Source organism: Sphingobium sp. LMA1-1-1.1 (assembly GCF_040676365.1).
Taxonomy (GTDB): domain Bacteria; phylum Pseudomonadota; class Alphaproteobacteria; order Sphingomonadales; family Sphingomonadaceae; genus Sphingobium.
Window position 1 is genome coordinate 50,094 of sequence record NZ_JBEGHS010000004.1, and the last position, 17,617, is coordinate 67,710.

The following is a 17,617-nucleotide window of genomic DNA, read 5'->3' on the forward strand; positions in this document are numbered from 1 at the left end:
CCTCTTGCGCAGGGCCTATGGCCGCCAACATAAGCAGACCAGCACAGTTTCGCCAGATCAGGACATTGAATGACCGCTCCCTCCGCAGTTCCTTCCGCCGACCGCCGCCCGCACAGCTTCACCCGTCACGGCATCACGGTGGAGGATCCCTATGCCTGGCTGCGCGACCCCGGCTATCCGGAAGTGACGGACAGGGATGTGCTGTCCTATCTGGAGGAGGAGAATGCGTTTTTCGAAGCGGCCATGCAGCCGCGCAAGGCGCTGACCGATCGCCTGTTCGAGGAGATGAAGGGCCGCATCAAGGAGGATGACAGCTCCGTCCCGCAGAAGGACGGCGACTATATCTACTGGCGCGCGTTCGAGGTCGGCGCGCAATATCGCAAATGGTATCGCAAGCCGGTGGCTGCCGGGGATGACAGCGCGCTGGATCAGCTCATCCTGGACGAACCCGCGTTGGCGCAGGGGCATGATTATTTCCGCCTGGGCGCCCTGTCGGTCAGCCCGGACGGCCGCTATCTCGCCTATGCCATCGACAATGATGGCTCCGAACGGTTCGAGGCGCGGATCAAGGATCTCTTCACCGGCGAAATCCTGCCGGAGGTGATCCCCGATACCCTGTCCTCGCTGGTGTGGACCGGCGACAGCAAGGGCTTGCTCTACGGCATCGCTAATGAACAATGGCGCACCGACAATACCCGCCTCCACTGGCTGGGCCAGCCGGTGGAAAGCGATGTAGAGCTGTTCCATGAGGATGATGAGGGGTTCCGCGTCTCGGTCGGCCTCACCTCATCGGAAAAATGGATCGTGATCGCGACCGGCGACCATGTCACCAGCGAGGTCTGGCTGCTTCCCGCGGACAATCCCACGGCACCCCCGCTGCTCGTCGCGCCGCGCCAGCCCGGCCGCGAATATGAAGTCGATGAGCATGAAGGGACGCTCTACATCCGCACCAACGACGTTCATCCCAATTTCCGGCTGGTGAAGGCGTCGCTCGAAACGCCCGGCCAATGGGAAGAGATCATCGGTGCCGACCCGCATTTCTACCTGACCGATTTCACGTTGTTCAAGGGCTTCTACGTCACCGAGGGGCGGCAGGACGGCCTCGACCAGATCGAGCTGCGCGACTATGCCACGCATTCGCCCCGGCGCATTCCCTTTCCGGAAGCCAGCTATTCGGCGAGCCTCGACGACAATCCCGAATATGACGTGACCAGGCTGCGCATCGGCTATGAATCGATGGTCACGCCCGACACGATCTATGATTATCACCTCGCCACCGGCGAGCTTGAAGTGCTGAAGGTGCAGGAAATTCCGTCGGGCTATGACGCGACCCGCTACGCGACGGAGCGGCTGATGGTCCCGGCCTGCGACGGCACGCCGATCCCGGTATCCATCGTCTATCCGAAAGACCTTCCGCGCGACGGCAGCGCGCCGCTCCACCTCTATGGCTATGGCGCCTACGGCATTGCGATGGAGCCGGGCTTCTCCACCAGCCGGCTTTCCCTGCTGGACCGGGGCTTTGCCTTCGCGCTCGCCCATATCCGGGGCGGCGATGATCTTGGCCAGCAATGGTATCTCGATGGAAAGCTGGAAAAGCGGACCAACACGTTCACCGATTTCGTGGATGTGGCGAAGGGACTGATCGAGCGCGGCTATACCTCGAAGGGCAGGATCAGCATCTCCGGCGGTTCCGCGGGCGGCGAACTGATGGGGGCGGTGATCAACAGCGATCCCGCGCTATGGGGCGCCGTGGTGGCGCATGTCCCCTTCGTCGACGTGCTCAACACCATGCTGGACGAGACATTGCCGCTGACGCCTGGAGAGTGGCCCGAATGGGGCAATCCGATCGAGGACAAGGCGGCGTTCGAGACCATCCTGTCCTATGATCCCTACAGCAATGTCAGCGCCCAGGCGTATCCGCCGTTGATGGTGACGGCCGGCCTCAACGACCCTCGCGTCACCTATTGGGAACCCGCCAAATGGGTGGCGAAGCTGCGCGCCACCAAAAGCGATGACAATATCCTTATCCTCAAGACCAATATGGGCGCGGGCCATGGCGGCAAGTCGGGCCGCTTCGAAAGCCTCCGCGAAACGGCGGAGGAATTCGCCTTCATTCTCTGGCAATTGGGTGTGGCGGACTGATGCCCTCCACCTACGCCACTCAATTCACCGCTGGCCCCGAACATATCGACATATTGGGCCATGTGAACAATGCCGTCTGGGTCCAGTGGATGGAGCAGGTCGCCACCGAACATTGGACGCGCGACGCCGCGCCCGAACATCTGGATGCCTATGTCTGGGTCGTCACCCGGCATGAGATCGATTATCGCGGCAATGTGCAGCAGGGTGAAACGGTCAGCGTCCGCACCTGGATTCCAGAAGGCCCGCGCGGCGCGCGCTTCGACCGGCACATGGAATTCACGGGCCCTGACGGCAAGGTGAAGGTGTCGGCCCGGTCGACCTGGGCGATCATCGACCGGCAGACGGGCCGCATCCTCCGGGTTCCTCCCGAAGTCGCGGCCCGCTTTACCGAAGCCTAGTTTTCCGCGATTTCCCAACCAGCGACCGGTTCCGATCGCTTGGACATCGCTCTATGCTTTTGATGCCCTAGGCGATCCGCCGCGCCTCTTCCCGCGTCTTCCACAGCGACCAGCCGACGCCCGCGCCGATCAGCGCAAAGGTCACGCCCAGGCTGACGACGGGCGGAAACTTGTCGCCCCCCAGCAGGAAGTCCGCCACGAAGATCTTGGCGCCGATGAAGACGAGGATCGCGGCCAGCGCATATTTCAGATAGTGGAAGCGATGCACCATCGCCGCCAGGGCAAAATACAGCGCCCGCAGGCCCAATATCGCCATCACGTTGGATGTGTAGACGATGAAGGTGTCGGTCGTGATCGCGAAGATCGCCGGCACGCTGTCGACGGCGAACACCAGGTCGGCGAAGTTGATCACCACCAGCGCCAGCAGCAGCGGCGTCGCCGCCGTCACCATGCGGCCCGTCTTCGGATCGGCCATGCGCGCCAGGAAATGCTCGCCATGCAGGTCCGGCGTCACCCGCATATGCTTCGAAATGAAGCGGATCAGCGGGTTCCTGCCCACGTCCATCGGTTCATCTCCGCCGAACATCATCTTGATGCCGGTGAAGATCAGGAAGGCGGCGAACAGGTACAATATCCAATAGGCCTGATGCAGCAGCATCGCCCCGCCCGCGATCATCAGGCCGCGCAGTACGATCACGCCGATGATGCCCCACAGCAGCGCGCGATACTGGTACCGGGCCGGAATGGCGAAATAGGTGAAGATCAGGCTGATGACGAAGACATTGTCGATCGACAGCGCCTTTTCGATGAAGAAGCCGGTGAAATATTGCATCCCCGGCTCAGCCCCGCGCACGAACCAGACCCAGAGGCCGAACGCGCAGGCGATACTGATGTAGAAAAGGGAGAGCTTCAGGCTTTCCCTGATGCCGATTTCCTTGTTTTCCCGGTGCAGGAAACCCAGGTCGAAGGCGGTCAGCGCGACGACGATGGCGAAAAAGGCCAGCCAGAACCAGGCCGGTGTTCCCAGCCAGTCCGCGAAGAGAAATTCCATGGCATATGCTCCTCTCGTTCAACGACAAGGTTGATCGGAGCGTCCGCTGCGAATGGGGGGTGGTCTGAACCAGACCGTCAGTCGCACCGGAAACTCCGATGCGGTCCGACATCACGCGCTGGAATCAGCACGCCAGAGGGGCCCGGTCCGCGATGGGGAAAATAAGGGCCGACAGCAGCAAAATCAACCGGGGCGCCAGGGCGGAAATAGAGTCTCACAGCCGGAACGATATATTGAGATAAACGTCTCTGACGGCGGAAACGGAAGCCGCTGACGGTGATTATCGTTGGCGCGGTAGCCGAGGAGACACCAACGCGGGGCGGACAACTGGTCCGGAAAGAATTTATAAACCTCGCCAGCCCAAAGTGATTGGAAGGAGGCGGTGCATGTTTGTGTTTCGAATCGACGAGAAAAACAAACTTGTGCACGTCGAGATTGCCGGCATCATGTCAGTCTCGGAGGTCGAAAGATTTAACGAGGAGCTTCTGGCTAACGCCTCCGCAGCTCGTCGGCTGTTCGGGTCATTCAGGTTTCTCGTCGATGCCAGATTATCTCCGGTACAGCCCGCTGAGACGATCAGTAGCTTTAAACTGCCGCATGAAGTGCTCAAAGGCGGGGGTGATCGCTATGCGGTCGTCTTGGGCTCCAACCTGTCCAAGTTGCAAGCCAATCGGCTGTCCGACGACGACCGAGTGCGGGCATTCCTGTCGATGGATGACGCCGAGGCCTGGTTGTTAGGTTGCGCCCCATCAGCAGGTTCCGAGGATGAGTCAGCGCCGTTGAAGCAGGCTTAGATCCGCCAAGCGGCCCACGGGCGTGCCCAACTTCACCTTACGCCCGACCCCCAGGGACCTCCACCACCTCGAAAATATCCTCGATCCCCGGCTCCATCGGCATATCGTCCCGCTCGGTCGCCTGGCGCGCCCACATCGCCGCGTAAAGGCCATCCGCCCGGACCAGATCGCCATGCCGCCCGCGCTCGACCACGCGGCCCTTTTCCATGACGATGATCTCATCGGCATCGACCACGGTGGACAGGCGGTGCGCGACGATCAGCGTCGTGCGCTTGCGCGAAATGCTGCGCAGCACGTCCTGGATTTCCGTCTCGGTCCGGCTGTCGAGCGCGCTGGTCGCCTCGTCCAGCACCAGTACAGGCGGGTCTTTCAGCAGCGTGCGGGCGATCGCGACCCTCTGCTTTTCACCGCCGGAGAGCTTCAGTCCCCGCTCGCCGACCCGCGTGGCATAACCCAGTGGCAGGCCCATGATGAAATCATGGATCGACGCCGCCCTCGCCGCCGCCTCGATCTCCTCCTGCGTCGCGTCCTCGCGCCCATAGCCGATATTATAGCCGACCGTGTCGTTGAACAGCACCATGTCCTGCGGCACGATGCCGATCGACGCGCGCAGCGACTGCTGCGTCACCGCCGCTATGTCCTGCCCGTCGATGCTGATCCGGCCGCCCTGAATGTCGTAGAAACGGAACAGCAGCCGCGCGATGGTCGACTTGCCCGCGCCGGACGGGCCAACAATGGCCAGCGTCCTGCCGGCCGGCACGGTGAAGCTCACGCCGTGCAATATCTCCCGTTCGGGATCATAGCCGAAATGCACATGGTCGAAGCGCACCTCGCCTGCCTCCACATGCAGCATCGGCGCGCCGGGCGCATCGCTGATCTCGGCCTGCGTGTCGATCAGCTTGTACATCGCCTCCATGTCGATCAGCCCCTGGCGGATCGTCCGGTAGACCATCCCCAGCAGGTCGAGCGGCCGGAAAAGCTGGCTCAGCAGCGTATTCACCAGCACCACGTCGCCGGTCGAGAACTGCCCATGGCTCCATCCCCAGACGGTATAGCCCATGGCCCCCGCCATCATCAGGTTGGTGATCAGCGACTGGCCGATATTGAGCCAGGCCAGGCTGTTTTCCGATTTTACCGCCGCTTCGGCGTAACGCCGCATCGCCTTGCCGTACCGGGTGGCTTCGCGCTCCTCGGCGCCGAAATATTTGACCGTCTCGAAATTGAGCAGGCTGTCCACAGCATGGGCCACCGCATTGGTGTCCATATCCACCATGTCGCGGCGAAGCTGGTTGCGCCATTCGGTGATCGTCCGGGTGAACCAGATATAGAGCGCCACCATCACCAGCGTCGCCGCGACCAGGCCGGCGCCGAATTTCACGAAGAAGATGACGCAGACCGCCGCCAGTTCCAGCACCGTCGGCGCGATGTTGAAGAGGAGGAAATACAGCATCGTGTCGATGCTTTTCGTGCCGCGCTCCACGATCTTGGTAACCGCGCCGGTCCGCCGGTCGAGATGGAAGCGCAGCGACAGGCGGTGCAGGTGGACGAACACATCGTCGGCCAGCCGCCGTCCTGCTTCCTGCCCGACCCGCTCGAAAATGGCGTTGCGTAGATTGTCGAACAGCACGCTGCCGAAGCGCGCGCCCGCATAGGCGACGACCAGCGCGATGGCGAGGCCCGCGCCGGATTCCATGCCCGGCGCCATGCGATCGACCGCGCCCTTGTAGGCGAAGGGCATGGCCAGGCTGACGACCTTCGCCACCAGCACCAGCAGCATGGCGATGGCGACGCGCCGCCGCAGCGCGGGGGCGTCGGCGGGCCAGAGATAGGGAAAGAACCGCCGCATCGTCGCCCATATGGGCGGGAGCGGGGAGTTATCGGGCGTCGAGGGCGGCATGACACTCATTTAGGAAGTCATGCCGCTTTGATCTAGAGACGTCGAAGGTGCGTCGCCATTTCGTTCACGCTTCGCAGGCCCGCATGGGCGGAATGGCGGCGTGCCTTCAATCGCGCAGCAGTTCGTTGATCCCGGTCTTCGACCGCGTCTGCGCGTCGACGCGCTTCACGATCACGGCGCAATAGAGGCTGGGCCCCGGCGTCCCGTCGGGCAGCGGCTTGCCGGGCAGGCTGCCGGGCACGACCACCGAATAGGGCGGCACTTCGCCGATGAACACTTCGCCCGTGGCGCGATCGATGATCTTGGTGGACATGCCGATGAACACGCCCATCGACAGCACCGATCCCTTGCCGATGCGCACGCCTTCCACGACTTCGGACCGCGCGCCGATGAAGCAGTCGTCCTCGATGATCACCGGATCGGCCTGCAACGGCTCCAGCACGCCGCCAATGCCCACGCCGCCGGAAAGGTGCACATTCTTGCCGATCTGCGCGCAGCTTCCCACCGTCACCCAGGTGTCGACCATCGTGCCTTCATCGACGAAGGCGCCGATATTGACGAAGCTTGGCATCAGGATGACGTTCCTGGCAATGTGCGAACCAGCGCGGGCAAAGCTGCCCGGCACGGCCCGGAAACCGGCGGCGCGGAAGGCCGCCTCGTCCCAGCCGGCAAATTTGCTCGGCACCTTGTCCCACCAATGGCCGGCGCCGGGCCCGTTGTCGATCATGACATTGTCGTTCAGGCGGAAGGAGAGCAGCACCGCCTTCTTCGCCCACTGGTTGACCTGCCATCCTTCCGCGGTCGGCTCCGCCACGCGCAGTGCGCCCTTGTCCAGCAGGGCCAGCGCCTTGTCGACCGCCTGGCGGACCTCGCCCTGCGTCTGGAGGTTGACGTTGGCCCGGTCCTCCCAGGCGGCGTCGATGATGGCGATCAGTTCGTTGCTCATGGCTTTTCCCCAAAAATATCCGCCAGGAACGGCGTCAGATGGTCGGTTTCGAAATCGATGAAGTCGGGATGATGGCCATGATCGCCGGCTTCGGAGCCGTTATTGACCCAGATGGTGGTCATGCCGATCGCCTTGGCCGGGCGCAGATTGCGCGCCATATCCTCGAAAAAGGCGGCGCGGGTCGGATCAACATTGTGAACACGGCACAATTCCGCATAGCCCGACGGATCGGGCTTGGGCACATATTGGCAGGCGTGGATGTCGTGGATCAGCTCGAACGCGCCGGAAAGGCCCAGCCGGTCCAGCACCCGCGTCGCATAGGCCCCATCGCCGTTGGTGAAGATCAGCCGCCGCCCCGGCAGCGCCGCGATATGGGCGTTCAGCGCCTCGTCCACCTCCAGCCGGTCCATGGAAATGTCGTGGACATAGTCCAGGAACGCCTGCGGCTCTATGCCATGATGGTGCATCAGGCCGGAGAGCGTCGTGCCATGTTCCAGGAAATAGCGCTTCTGCGTTTCCCTCGCCACGACCGGATCGCAGCCGAGCAGGCCCTGGATGAATTCGCCCATCTTGACGTCGATCAGGGCAAACAGGTCCGCCTTCGCCGGGTAGAGCGTATTGTCCAGATCGAAGATCCAGGTGTCGACATGGGCGAGGTCGGGACGCATGGCCGGGCCCTAGTCCCGCGCGGGGAAGAGGGCAAGGCGGAAGAAGAAGGAGTCCGTGCTCCTGCCTTCGCATGAGCATCAGGTGCGTTACCCGCAGTCCGGCGCTTCACTGTCCTGATAGAAGCTCTGCACGGCGTGCCACGCTTCCTCCGCCGTCTCGACCCAGGTCAGCAGGTTGAGGTCCGAAGGCGAGATCACGCCTTCGTCGGCCAGCGCCTCGAAATCCACCACCCGCGTCCAGAACTCGCGCCCGAACAGCAGCACCGGGATCGGCTTCATCTTGCCGGTCTGGATCAGCGTCAGCAGTTCGAACATCTCGTCGAACGTGCCGAAGCCGCCGGGAAATACCGCCAGCGCCCGTGCCCGAAGCAGGAAATGCATCTTGCGCAGGGCAAAATAATGGAACTGGAAGCTCAATTCCGGCGTGACGAAGCGGTTGGGCGCCTGCTCATGGGGCAGCACGATGTTCATGCCGATGGTGGTGGCGCCCACATCGTCGGCGCCGCGATTGGCCGCCTCCATGATCGAGGGGCCGCCGCCCGAACAGACGACGAAATGGCGGCATCCCGCTTCATTCACCGGATATTGCGCCGCGATCCGCGCCAGCTTGCGCGCCTCGTCATAATAGCGCGCCTTTCGACCCAGATTTTCAGCGATGCGCTTCTGTTCGGGCGTGGTCGCGGCGTCGATGCGCGCCTGCACCTGCTCCGGTTCGGGGATGCGCGCCGATCCGTAGAAGACGAAGGTCGATTCGATCTTCGCCTCGTCCATCAGCAGTTGCGGCTTCAGCAATTCGAGCTGGAACCGCACCGGCCGCAGGTCCTCCCGCAGCAGGAATTCGGTGTCCTGGAAGGCCAGGCGATAGGCGGCGCTGCTGGTCTGCGGTGTTTCCACCCCCTTGCGGGCGTCGGCGGCTTCCTGACGGGCGGGGCGGAATTTGCGTTCTTCGATTTCTTTTCTGGTCATTTTCACCAAGGTAGGCGGCCAAGGTGACAAAGCCAAGGCGGTTAAGATTAAATGCCGTTAAGTTTGGTCCGCTTCATTGGCTCGCCAAGCGGCAGGAGCCGCCATGTTCCTGTTTCCGCTCGGCGGCAAAAGCCGCCGCGTTTCCCGTTTCCGCTTAGCGGCAAAAGCCGCCGCGGCCGCCCATGTCGAAATGAAAATGATCGTGATGGGCGGCGTTGTAATCGGGGCTCAGCACGGTGCTGAACCGCTTGCAGGCGCTGGCGTGGATGATCTCCAGAAACTGCCTGACGCGCTTGTCGCCGTTCCAGTCCTTCTCGATGGTGATGTGTCGCCCGTCGCTCAGCACGAAGCCCGACACGTCGACCGCATTGCTGTGCGCATGTTCGCTCAGCTTCCCGCTTCCCGCGATCGGCCGGCAATTATAGGTGCCGAAGGTTTCGATCTTCTCGACCTCCGCCCCCAGGATCAACCGCGCGGCAGGCTGCACGCCGAAACGGGCCCAAGCCGCGAAATTGGCCGCGAGGTTGCAGGTCATCGCGCCCAGATTGGTCGCGGGCACGCCGATATCGAGCAGCTTGACGCTGCCATAAGCATTACACCCGCCCCCGAAATTCTGGTCGGGAAGGGGTGTGAACAGGACGGATTGCGATTGCAGCTTCGCCATGCATTGCCGGACCTCCATGGTTGGCGGAGCGGCCGGCCGGGTGGCCCTTGGCGGCTTTGCCGGGCGTTCCACCCGGCCGCGCGGGACCAGGTCGCCGCCGCAGCCTGCCAGCGTCAGCATGGCGGCCGCGACAGCCGCCAGCCCCAGGCCGCGAAAAATCGCTTTCCCCCTAACCCGCTCAATCATGACGCAATCCTTTACCACGTCCCGCTGGCTGAGGGGTTAACGGCTGGCTCGGCTCATCGCGTCCAGACATTCAACTTGACTCTTTGGCCGGACACTTTAGGGCGGCCAGCGGGCCACGCGGTCCCAACGCCGCGCGTGCTCTCTGTAAGGAGAAGCATTACATGACTGATCTGACTGCCGTTGACGCCACCCTTGCGCCTGCTGAAAAGCCCGCCAACCGTCCGGCCCGCCCCTATTTCTCTTCCGGTCCCTGCGCCAAGCCTCCAGGCTGGAGCGCCGACAAGCTGAGCGCTGACTCCCTCGGGCGCTCGCATCGCGCCAAGATCGGCAAGACCCGCCTCGCTTATTGCATCGACCTGATGCGCGAACTGCTCAACCTGCCCGAAACCCATCGCATCGGCATCGTGCCGGGCTCCGACACGGGCGCCTTCGAAATGGCGATGTGGACCATGCTGGGCGCCCGCCCGGTGACGACGCTCGCCTGGGAAAGCTTCGGCGAAGGCTGGGTGACGGACGCCGCCAAGCAGTTGAAGCTCGACCCCACGATCATCCGCGCCGACTATGGCCAGTTGCCCGACCTGAACGGTGTGAACTTCGCCCATGACGTGCTGTTCACCTGGAACGGCACCACCTCGGGCGTGCGCGTGCCGAACGCCGACTGGATTCCGGCCGACCGCGAAGGCCTGACCTTCGCCGACGCGACCAGCGCCGTGTTCGCCTATGAGATCGACTGGACCAAGATCGACGTCGCCACCTTCTCCTGGCAGAAGGTGCTGGGCGGCGAGGGCGGCCATGGCGTGCTGATCCTCGGCCCCCGCGCCGTGGAGCGTCTGGAAACCCACACGCCGTCCTGGCCGCTGCCCAAGGTCTTCCGCCTGATGGCGAAGGGGAAGCTCGCCGAAGGCATCTTCAAGGGCGAGACGATCAACACCCCGTCCATGCTGGCGGTCGAGGATGCGATCTTCGCGCTGGAATGGGGCAAGTCCCTGGGCGGCCTTTCCGGTCTGATCGCGCGCAGCAACGCCAATGCGGCGGCGCTGAACAGGATCGTCGAGGAACGCGACTGGCTTGGTCATCTCGCCGCCGATCCGGCGACCCGTTCGACCACCAGCGTCTGCCTGACCGTCGAGGGTGCGGACGAAGCCTTCATCAAGAGCATGGCCGGCCTGCTCGAGAAGGAAGGCGCCGCCTATGACGTCGCGGGCTATCGCGACGCCCCGGCGGGCCTGCGCATCTGGTGCGGCGCTACGGTCGAGACCGCCGATATCGAGGCGCTGGGGCCGTGGCTCGACTGGGCCTATGCGACGGCCAAGGCTGCTTAACAAACCTCTCCCAAATCCCCGTCATCCGGCGAAGACCGGATCTCAGGCCTCCAGGTACGACTGCACCGCCTGAGATCCTGACTTTCGTCAGGATGATGAATTGAAAGGCAATTCGTCATGCCCAAGGTACTTATTTCCGACAAGATGGACCCCCGCGCCGCCGCGATCTTCCGTGAGCGCGGCGTCGACGTCGACGAGATCACCGGCAAGACCCCGGATGAACTGAAGGCGATCATCGGCCAGTATGATGGCCTCGCCATCCGCAGCTCGACCAAGGTCACCAAGGATATTCTCGACCACGCGACCAACCTGAAGGTCATCGGCCGCGCCGGCATCGGCGTGGACAATGTCGACATTCCGGCGGCGTCGGCCAAGGGCGTGATCGTCATGAACACGCCGTTCGGCAATTCGATCACCACCGCGGAACATGCCATCGCGCTCATGTTCGCGCTGGCCCGCCAGTTGCCGGAAGCCAACACCCAGACGCAGCAGGGCCTGTGGCCGAAGAACGGCTTCATGGGCGTGGAAGTCACCGGCAAGACGCTGGGCCTGATCGGCGCCGGCAATATCGGTTCGATCGTCGCCAGCCGCGCGCTGGGCCTCAAGATGAAGGTCGTCGCCTTCGACCCCTTCCTGACGCCCGAACGCGCCGTCGAAATGGGCGTGGAAAAGGCGGATCTCGACACGCTGCTGGCGAAGGCCGACTTCATCACGCTGCACACGCCGCTGACCGACCAGACGCGCAATATCCTGAGCAAGGAAAATCTGGCCAAGACGAAGAAGGGCGTGCGCATCATCAACTGCGCGCGCGGCGGGCTGATCGACGAGGCCGCGCTCAAGGAAGCGATGGATTCGGGCCATGTCGCGGGTGCCGCACTCGACGTGTTCGTGACCGAACCGGCCAAGGAATCGCCGCTGTTCGGCACGCCCAACTTCATCTGCACGCCGCATCTGGGCGCATCGACCGACGAGGCGCAGGTCAATGTCGCGCTCCAGGTCGCGGAACAGCTCAGCGATTATCTGCTCGACGGGGGCATCACCAATGCCCTCAACGTGCCGTCGCTGTCGGCGGAGGAAGCCCCGAAGCTCAAGCCCTATATGGCGCTGGCGGAGGAGCTGGGCAGCCTGGTCGGCCAGCTTGAGGGCGACCGCATCCAGAGCGTCGCGGTGGAGGTCGAGGGCCATGCCGCCGAACTCAACCAGAAGCCGATCACGGCGGCGGTGCTGGCCGGCCTGATGCGCGTCTATTCGGACACGGTGAACATGGTCAACGCGCCCTTCCTGGCGAAGGAACGCGGCCTCGACGTCCGGGAAGTCCGGCATGACCGCGAGGGTGACTATCAGACGCTGGTCCGTGTGACCGTGAAGACGGAAAACGGCGACAAGTCCGTCGCGGGCACGCTGTTCGGCAATGCGCAGGCGCGCCTGGTCGAACTGTTCGGCATCAAGGTCGAGGCCGACCTTGCAGGACACATGCTCTACATCGTCAACCAGGACGCGCCGGGCTTCATCGGCCGCCTGGGTTCGACGCTGGGCGAAGCGAACGTCAATATCGGCACCTTCCACCTTGGCCGGCGCAACCAGGGCGGCGAAGCCGTGCTGCTGCTGTCGGTCGATGGCGTGGTCAACGAAACCGTCCTCAACGACATCTGCAAGCTGGCAGGCGTCAAGACGGTGAAGCTTCTCCGCTTCGTCTGATATGGTTCGGGCTGGCCTTGCGCGCATAATTCGCTAAAGGCCAGCCCCATGACCATGACGAGCGCCACGATCCCGCCCGGCCTCCTTCCCGAGGGACTTTCCGATCGCCTGCCGCCGCAGGCCGAGGCGTCGGCGCGCCTTGCGCGCCGCGTGCTCGATACCGCCTCCGCCCATGGCTATGAGCGGGTGATGCCGCCGATCGCGGAGTTCGAGGATTCGCTGGTCGGTCGCCTTAAATCCATGCGCGCGCAGGATCTCGTCCGCGCCATCGACCCGGTTTCGCAGCGCAGCCTGGCCCTGCGGCCGGACATGACCGCGCAGGTCGGCCGCATCGCCGCCACGCGCCTGGCTTCCGCCCCGCGTCCGCTCCGCCTGTCCTATGCGGGCCCGGTCATCCGTCTGCGTGCGAATCAGCTCCGCCCCGAGCGGGAGCGCTTCCAGGTCGGCGCCGAGCTGATCGGCAGCGACAGCGTCGCGGCAGCCGTGGAGATCGTGAACGTCGCCATAGAGGCGCTGCAGGCGGCCGGGGTCACAGGCATAACGATCGACTTCACCCTGCCGGACCTGATCGACATGCTCGCCGCCGGCCCTCTGCCGCTTGCGTCGGAAGAGATCGAAGCCGTGCGCGCCGAACTCGACGCCAAGGATGCGGGCGCGCTCGCGGCGATCAGCCCGGCCGCTGCCGCCTATCTGCCGTTGATCGAGGGCACCGGCCCGTTCCACGCGGCGATGGAGCGGCTGGAAGCGCTGAATGCCGAACTGGGCGGCGCCATCGACAGCCGGATCGCGGGCCTGCGCGCCATCGCCAGGCCGATCGGCTGGGACATCACGCTGACGCTCGATCCCACCGAACGGCACGGCTTCGAATATCAGAACTGGTTCGGCTTCTCGATCTTCGCGGAAGGGTTCACCGGAGAGATCGGCCGGGGCGGCAGCTATGCGATCATGCGCGCCGACGGCTCGGATGAACCGGCGATGGGCTTTTCCCTCTATCCCGATCCGTTGATCGATGCGGGCTTTGGCGGCGAAGCGCCCAGGCGGCTGTTCCTGCCGCTGCGCCATGACACGGCACGCGCCGCGCAATTGCGGGGTGAGGGCTGGCAGACCATCGCCGCGTTGACGGGGGAGGAGGATGGCAAGGCGCTGCGCTGCTCCCACTGGCTCGACGGCGACGAACCGCGCGCCTACTGACCGAAGATGCGGCGTAGATAATGATCGACGATGGCGGTCCCCGGATAATCGGGATCGCCCATGGAACGGTTGACCTGCATATGCCCGCGAAGGCCCTGGTCCTCCAGCGCCGCGATCTCCACCGGCGTTCCCGCCTGGCGCAGCGTCGCCGCCAGCGCCTCGGACTGTGCCGCGCCGTCCGCGCGGTCGACATGCAGGATCAGAAAGCTTGGCGCATCGGGTTTTTCGGCATGAAATGTTGGTGACAGCGCCCTCTGTCGCGCCGGATCGGTACCGAATGCCTGCGCATAGGTGCCGGCCATGAAGCGCCCGCCCTCCGCCATCTGGCGGCCGACATCATAGGCTGCGCCATCCAGCAGTATCACCCCCCGCACGGCATCGGGCGTCAATCCCGCCGTGGTGAAATAGCGCATGTCGGTGCCCACCAGCGCCACCAGATGCGCGCCTGCGCTATGTCCCATCAGCGCGATCCGGCTGGACTCGAAACCCAGGTCTTGCGCCTTGCTCCGCAGAAAGGCCAGAGCGTCCGCGACATCCTGCGCCTGCTGCTCCACCGTCGCATCAGGCACCAGCCGATAATTGACGGAGGCGAAGGCATAGCCGAGTTCGTGATAATGCCTGACCTTGGCGACCCCGGTGGCGTTGTCCTTGCTTCCCCGTTTCCATCCACCGCCATGGACGAAGACGACCAGCGGCGCCTTTTTCGATTCGGCCGGCCAATAGTCCAGCACCTGCAGGCCATCCTTGCCATAGGCCATGGTCTGACCGCCCGGCGCACTTTGCTGCCCCTCCGTCATCCGCGTTCGCCAGCGTTCGCGCAGGCCCTGCGCCTCGCTGCCCGATGCGACCAGCGTCAGGGCCAGCCCCAGCCCGAGCAATGCTCCCGTCATGAATCGCCGCATGGACCCGTCCTTTCCTATCCGGACCGGGAGCTTGCCGAACCGGCCGGTCGCGTAAAGCCCTCCCGCTGTATCAAAGTGTAACGCCTTCGCCTTGACGCGTCCGCCATGCCCGGCTAACGCGCGCCCCGCAGGATGCCCCGGCATCCACCCTATCCCACCGGCATGCCGAGTCCCGTCGAAGGGCATGGCCGGTCCGCGCGGCGGGCGGAGGACTGTATCTGTGGCAAATGTGACCGTGATCGGCGCCCAGTGGGGTGACGAAGGCAAGGGCAAGATCGTCGACTGGCTGTCGGAACGCGCCGACGTCGTCGCCCGCTTCCAGGGCGGCCATAATGCCGGTCACACGCTGGTCGTGGGCGAGAAGGTCTACAAGCTCTCCCTGCTCCCGTCGGGCATCGTGCGTGGTACGCTGTCGGTGATCGGCAATGGCGTGGTGCTGGATCCCTGGCACTTCCGCGATGAAGTCGCGAAGCTGAAGGGGCAGGGCGTGGAGATCACCCCGGACAATCTCCAGATCGCCGAAACCTGCCCGCTGATCCTGCCCTTCCACCGCGATCTCGACGGTCTGCGGGAAGATGCGAGCGGCGCGGGCAAGATCGGCACCACCCGCCGCGGCATTGGGCCGGCCTATGAGGACAAGGTCGGTCGCCGCGCCATCCGCGTCTGCGACCTTGCCCATCTCGACGATCTCGGTCCGCAACTCGACCGGCTGACCGCGCATCATGACGCGCTGCGCGTCGGGTTCAACGAGGCGCCGATCGACCGCGACGCGCTGATGGCCGAACTGCGCGACATCGCCGGCTTCATCCTGCCTTTCGTCAAGCCTGTCTGGCTGACGCTCAACAAGGCCAAGGCGGAGGGCAGGCGCATCCTGTTCGAAGGCGCGCAGGGTACGTTGCTCGACATCGATCATGGCACCTATCCCTTCGTCACCTCCTCCAACACGGTGGCGGGCACGGCAGCGAGCGGCACGGGCCTTGGCCCCAATGGCGCCGGCTTCGTGCTGGGCATCGTCAAGGCCTACACCACCCGCGTGGGCTCCGGCCCTTTCCCGACCGAGCAGGAGAATGAGGTCGGCCAGCGCCTGGGCGAACGTGGCCATGAATTCGGCACCGTCACCGGGCGCAAGCGCCGCTGCGGCTGGTTCGACGCCGTGCTGGTGCGCCAGTCGGTCGCCGTGTCGGGCGTCACCGGAATCGCGCTTACCAAGCTTGACGTGCTGGATGGTTTCGACACGCTCAAGATCTGCGTCGGCTACCGGATTGGCGACCAGACTTATGATTATCTCCCCGCCCATGCTCAGGATCAGGCCAAGGCCGAGCCGATCTACGAGGATATCGAAGGCTGGCAGGATACGACGGCGGGTGCCCGCAGCTGGGCGGATCTTCCGGCGCAGGCGGTCAAATATATCCGCCGGATCGAGGAACTGATCGGTTGCCCGGTCACCCTCGTCTCCACCAGCCCCGAGCGCGAGGACACCATCCTCGTGCGCGATCCCTTCGCGGATTGATAGAGATGGCAGGCGAACGCTTCGAGCGCCACAAGCAGCCCTGGACGGCGGATGAGCTGCAAAAGCTCCACACGCTGGCCAGGAAGGGCATGGCGCTCAAGGCGATCGCCAAGGCCCTTACGCGCAGCGAGGAATCGGTAAAGGCTCGTGCCAAGCAGGACGGGCTCAACATTGCCAAATTGCGCTGATTTCGGCGCAACGGATGTACAGGACCGGGCCGGCCGCATGACGTCTGGACGACATCTGTCGCCGGTGCGACACTTCCCCTGAACCACCAAGGGAGTCTTTCATGGCGCTCGACATCCTCGTCCTTTACGGCTCCTACCGTCGGGGCCGGCTGGGCATACGCCTTGCCGATTATCTGATCCACGGCTTCCAGGCGCTCGGTCACAAGGCGGAACTGGTCGATGCGATGGCGGTCGGCCTGCCCATGCTCGATATGCGCTACAGCGACTATCCGCCGGGCGAGGCACCCCCCGCCATGGAGGCCCTGGCGCAACGCCTTGCCGCCGCCGATGCCTTCGTCTTCGTCGCAGGCGAATATAATCGCGGCGTGCAGCCGGGTCTCAAGAACCTCACGGACCATTTCCTCAAGGAATTCGACCGCCGCCCTGCCGGCATCGCCAGCTATTCAATGGGGCGCTATGCCGGGGTCAACAGCCACGCCGCCTGGACAGTAACGCTGAACGCCATGGGCATGGCGGTGCTTCCGGAACGCCTCAGCGTCGGCCAGATCGGGGATACGCTGGATGCCGAGGGCCGTCCGCATGGTGAAAGCGGCGCCGCGCTGGAGCGCGGCTTCGCAGGCTTTGCGCGCAGCCTGGCCTATTGGGCTGCGGCGGCGAAGAAGGATTAGCAGCGACTGGAGCGCGTTGCGTTAAATCCGAGGCATGCAGCGCGCTCTATGCTTTTGATGTCGCATTGTTCTTGCGCAAAACCAGTTCCCATTTTTGCGCACGACGCTCCAGCGATCTGGACGCGCCCTAACGCCCCTTTTCCTCGTTCATCATGTCGGGGGCCAGCTCCAGCCCGGCGCGGCCGTGCGCTGCGCCATGCGCCGGTGCCTTGGGATGGGGCACATATTCCGGTTCCTCGACCTCCAGCATGCCCTCCCATTTGGTGATGACGCTGGTGGCGATCGCATTGCCCAGCACGTTGGTCGCGGTACGGCCCATGTCCATGAAATGGTCCACCGCCAGGATGAAGGCGACACCCTCCACCGGCAGGTCGAACTGGCCCAGCGTCGCCGCGACCACCACCAGTGATGCCCGCGGGACGGCGG

At 64.2% G+C, this 17,617-nt stretch carries 17 protein-coding genes; 9 read left to right on the forward strand and 8 right to left on the reverse strand.

The window, feature by feature from the left end:
- Window positions 1-69 precede the first annotated feature (69 nt).
- Window positions 70-2,142: a S9 family peptidase gene (locus MRBLMA1_RS06650; RefSeq protein ID WP_363735737.1), complete on the forward strand. Its 2,073-nt coding sequence runs from the start codon at window positions 70-72 to the stop codon at window positions 2,140-2,142.
- Window positions 2,142-2,540: an acyl-CoA thioesterase gene (locus tag MRBLMA1_RS06655; protein ID WP_363735738.1), complete on the forward strand. Its 399-nt coding sequence runs from the start codon at window positions 2,142-2,144 to the stop codon at window positions 2,538-2,540. The genes MRBLMA1_RS06650 and MRBLMA1_RS06655 overlap by 1 nt, the downstream gene beginning before the upstream one ends.
- 67 nt (window positions 2,541-2,607) lie before the next feature.
- On the opposite strand, the gene MRBLMA1_RS06660 is transcribed toward MRBLMA1_RS06655, so the two are convergent.
- Complete coding sequence (locus tag MRBLMA1_RS06660; protein WP_363735739.1) at window positions 2,608-3,591, reverse strand: TerC family protein; 984 nt, start codon at window positions 3,589-3,591, stop codon at window positions 2,608-2,610.
- Window positions 3,592-3,977: 386 nt separating this feature from the next.
- Here MRBLMA1_RS06660 and MRBLMA1_RS06665 point away from each other — a divergent pair, with 386 nt between their 5' ends.
- Window positions 3,978-4,385, forward strand: a complete 408-nt coding sequence (locus tag MRBLMA1_RS06665; RefSeq protein WP_363735740.1) for a hypothetical protein — start codon at window positions 3,978-3,980, stop codon at window positions 4,383-4,385.
- 37 nt (window positions 4,386-4,422) lie between these two features.
- Here the strand turns inward: MRBLMA1_RS06665 and MRBLMA1_RS06670 are convergent, their stop codons facing one another.
- From MRBLMA1_RS06670 to MRBLMA1_RS06690, 5 genes are all read right to left on the reverse strand, one after another.
- Window positions 4,423-6,282, reverse strand: a complete 1,860-nt coding sequence (locus MRBLMA1_RS06670; RefSeq protein WP_363735753.1) for an ABCB family ABC transporter ATP-binding protein/permease — start codon at window positions 6,280-6,282, stop codon at window positions 4,423-4,425.
- A gap of 106 nt (window positions 6,283-6,388) precedes the next feature.
- Entirely contained in the window at window positions 6,389-7,228 is an 840-nt protein-coding gene (gene dapD, locus MRBLMA1_RS06675; protein ID WP_363735741.1) for a 2,3,4,5-tetrahydropyridine-2,6-dicarboxylate N-succinyltransferase, read from the reverse strand.
- The gene (locus MRBLMA1_RS06680; RefSeq protein WP_133653094.1) at window positions 7,225-7,896 is read right to left on the reverse strand and encodes a pyrimidine 5'-nucleotidase; all 672 of its coding nucleotides are present in this window, start codon (window positions 7,894-7,896) and stop codon (window positions 7,225-7,227) included. The genes dapD and MRBLMA1_RS06680 overlap by 4 nt, the downstream gene beginning before the upstream one ends.
- An 87-nt stretch (window positions 7,897-7,983) precedes the next feature.
- A complete protein-coding gene (locus MRBLMA1_RS06685; RefSeq protein WP_363735742.1) occupies window positions 7,984-8,862 on the reverse strand; it encodes an LOG family protein in 879 nt (292 codons plus the stop codon).
- A gap of 154 nt (window positions 8,863-9,016) precedes the next feature.
- Window positions 9,017-9,712 (reverse strand): extensin family protein, encoded by a 696-nt coding sequence (locus MRBLMA1_RS06690; RefSeq protein WP_363735743.1) that lies wholly within the window; start codon window positions 9,710-9,712, stop codon window positions 9,017-9,019.
- Between the two features lie 161 nt (window positions 9,713-9,873).
- Between MRBLMA1_RS06690 and MRBLMA1_RS06695 the strand changes: the two genes are divergently transcribed.
- The 3 genes from MRBLMA1_RS06695 to MRBLMA1_RS06705 all read left to right on the forward strand — a co-directional run bounded on the left by MRBLMA1_RS06695 (window position 9,874) and on the right by MRBLMA1_RS06705 (window position 13,923).
- Window positions 9,874-11,034, forward strand: coding sequence for a phosphoserine transaminase (locus MRBLMA1_RS06695; protein WP_363735744.1), 1,161 nt, complete (start codon window positions 9,874-9,876; stop codon window positions 11,032-11,034).
- A gap of 117 nt (window positions 11,035-11,151) precedes the next feature.
- Complete coding sequence (gene serA / locus MRBLMA1_RS06700; RefSeq protein WP_363735745.1) at window positions 11,152-12,732, forward strand: phosphoglycerate dehydrogenase; 1,581 nt, start codon at window positions 11,152-11,154, stop codon at window positions 12,730-12,732.
- 54 nt (window positions 12,733-12,786) lie between these two features.
- Window positions 12,787-13,923, forward strand: coding sequence for an ATP phosphoribosyltransferase regulatory subunit (locus tag MRBLMA1_RS06705; protein ID WP_414714699.1), 1,137 nt, complete (start codon window positions 12,787-12,789; stop codon window positions 13,921-13,923).
- On the opposite strand, the gene MRBLMA1_RS06710 is transcribed toward MRBLMA1_RS06705, so the two are convergent.
- Window positions 13,917-14,720, reverse strand: coding sequence for an alpha/beta hydrolase (locus MRBLMA1_RS06710; RefSeq protein ID WP_414714756.1), 804 nt, complete (start codon window positions 14,718-14,720; stop codon window positions 13,917-13,919). The two genes, MRBLMA1_RS06705 and MRBLMA1_RS06710, sit on opposite strands and share 7 nt — an antisense overlap.
- Before the next feature lie 325 nt (window positions 14,721-15,045).
- Between MRBLMA1_RS06710 and MRBLMA1_RS06715 the strand changes: the two genes are divergently transcribed.
- The 3 genes from MRBLMA1_RS06715 (at window position 15,046) to MRBLMA1_RS06725 (ending at window position 17,191) form a co-directional block, all read left to right on the forward strand.
- Window positions 15,046-16,335 (forward strand): adenylosuccinate synthase, encoded by a 1,290-nt coding sequence (locus MRBLMA1_RS06715; protein ID WP_363735747.1) that lies wholly within the window; start codon window positions 15,046-15,048, stop codon window positions 16,333-16,335.
- A 5-nt stretch (window positions 16,336-16,340) separates the two neighbouring features.
- Complete coding sequence (locus MRBLMA1_RS06720; protein ID WP_363735748.1) at window positions 16,341-16,523, forward strand: hypothetical protein; 183 nt, start codon at window positions 16,341-16,343, stop codon at window positions 16,521-16,523.
- Window positions 16,524-16,624: 101 nt separating this feature from the next.
- A complete protein-coding gene (locus MRBLMA1_RS06725; RefSeq protein WP_363735749.1) occupies window positions 16,625-17,191 on the forward strand; it encodes an NADPH-dependent FMN reductase in 567 nt (188 codons plus the stop codon).
- Between the two features lie 127 nt (window positions 17,192-17,318).
- On the opposite strand, the gene MRBLMA1_RS06730 is transcribed toward MRBLMA1_RS06725, so the two are convergent.
- A partial coding sequence (locus MRBLMA1_RS06730) for a cation:dicarboxylate symporter family transporter (RefSeq protein ID WP_363735750.1) occupies window positions 17,319-17,617 on the reverse strand: 299 nt, incomplete at its 5' end.

What these genes read in the sequence shown, in the direction of transcription:
- MRBLMA1_RS06720 (WP_363735748.1), top strand. Translation starts at nt 16,341, where the DNA reads ATGGCAGGCGAACGCTTCGAGCGCCACAAGCAGCCCTGGACGGCGGAT.
- MRBLMA1_RS06710 (WP_414714756.1), bottom strand. Translation starts at nt 14,720, where the DNA reads ATGACGGAGGGGCAGCAAAGTGCGCCGGGCGGTCAGACCATGGCCTAT.
- MRBLMA1_RS06685 (WP_363735742.1), bottom strand. Translation starts at nt 8,862, where the DNA reads ATGACCAGAAAAGAAATCGAAGAACGCAAATTCCGCCCCGCCCGTCAG.
- MRBLMA1_RS06655 (WP_363735738.1), top strand. Translation starts at nt 2,142, where the DNA reads ATGCCCTCCACCTACGCCACTCAATTCACCGCTGGCCCCGAACATATC.
- MRBLMA1_RS06650 (WP_363735737.1), top strand. Translation starts at nt 70, where the DNA reads ATGACCGCTCCCTCCGCAGTTCCTTCCGCCGACCGCCGCCCGCACAGC.
- MRBLMA1_RS06660 (WP_363735739.1), bottom strand. Translation starts at nt 3,591, where the DNA reads ATGGAATTTCTCTTCGCGGACTGGCTGGGAACACCGGCCTGGTTCTGG.
- MRBLMA1_RS06695 (WP_363735744.1), top strand. Translation starts at nt 9,874, where the DNA reads ATGACTGATCTGACTGCCGTTGACGCCACCCTTGCGCCTGCTGAAAAG.
- MRBLMA1_RS06665 (WP_363735740.1), top strand. Translation starts at nt 3,978, where the DNA reads ATGTTTGTGTTTCGAATCGACGAGAAAAACAAACTTGTGCACGTCGAG.
- serA (WP_363735745.1), top strand. Translation starts at nt 11,152, where the DNA reads ATGCCCAAGGTACTTATTTCCGACAAGATGGACCCCCGCGCCGCCGCG.
- MRBLMA1_RS06705 (WP_414714699.1), top strand. Translation starts at nt 12,787, where the DNA reads ATGACGAGCGCCACGATCCCGCCCGGCCTCCTTCCCGAGGGACTTTCC.
- MRBLMA1_RS06690 (WP_363735743.1), bottom strand. Translation starts at nt 9,712, where the DNA reads ATGATTGAGCGGGTTAGGGGGAAAGCGATTTTTCGCGGCCTGGGGCTG.
- MRBLMA1_RS06670 (WP_363735753.1), bottom strand. Translation starts at nt 6,282, where the DNA reads ATGCCGCCCTCGACGCCCGATAACTCCCCGCTCCCGCCCATATGGGCG.
- dapD (WP_363735741.1), bottom strand. Translation starts at nt 7,228, where the DNA reads ATGAGCAACGAACTGATCGCCATCATCGACGCCGCCTGGGAGGACCGG.
- MRBLMA1_RS06725 (WP_363735749.1), top strand. Translation starts at nt 16,625, where the DNA reads ATGGCGCTCGACATCCTCGTCCTTTACGGCTCCTACCGTCGGGGCCGG.
- MRBLMA1_RS06680 (WP_133653094.1), bottom strand. Translation starts at nt 7,896, where the DNA reads ATGCGTCCCGACCTCGCCCATGTCGACACCTGGATCTTCGATCTGGAC.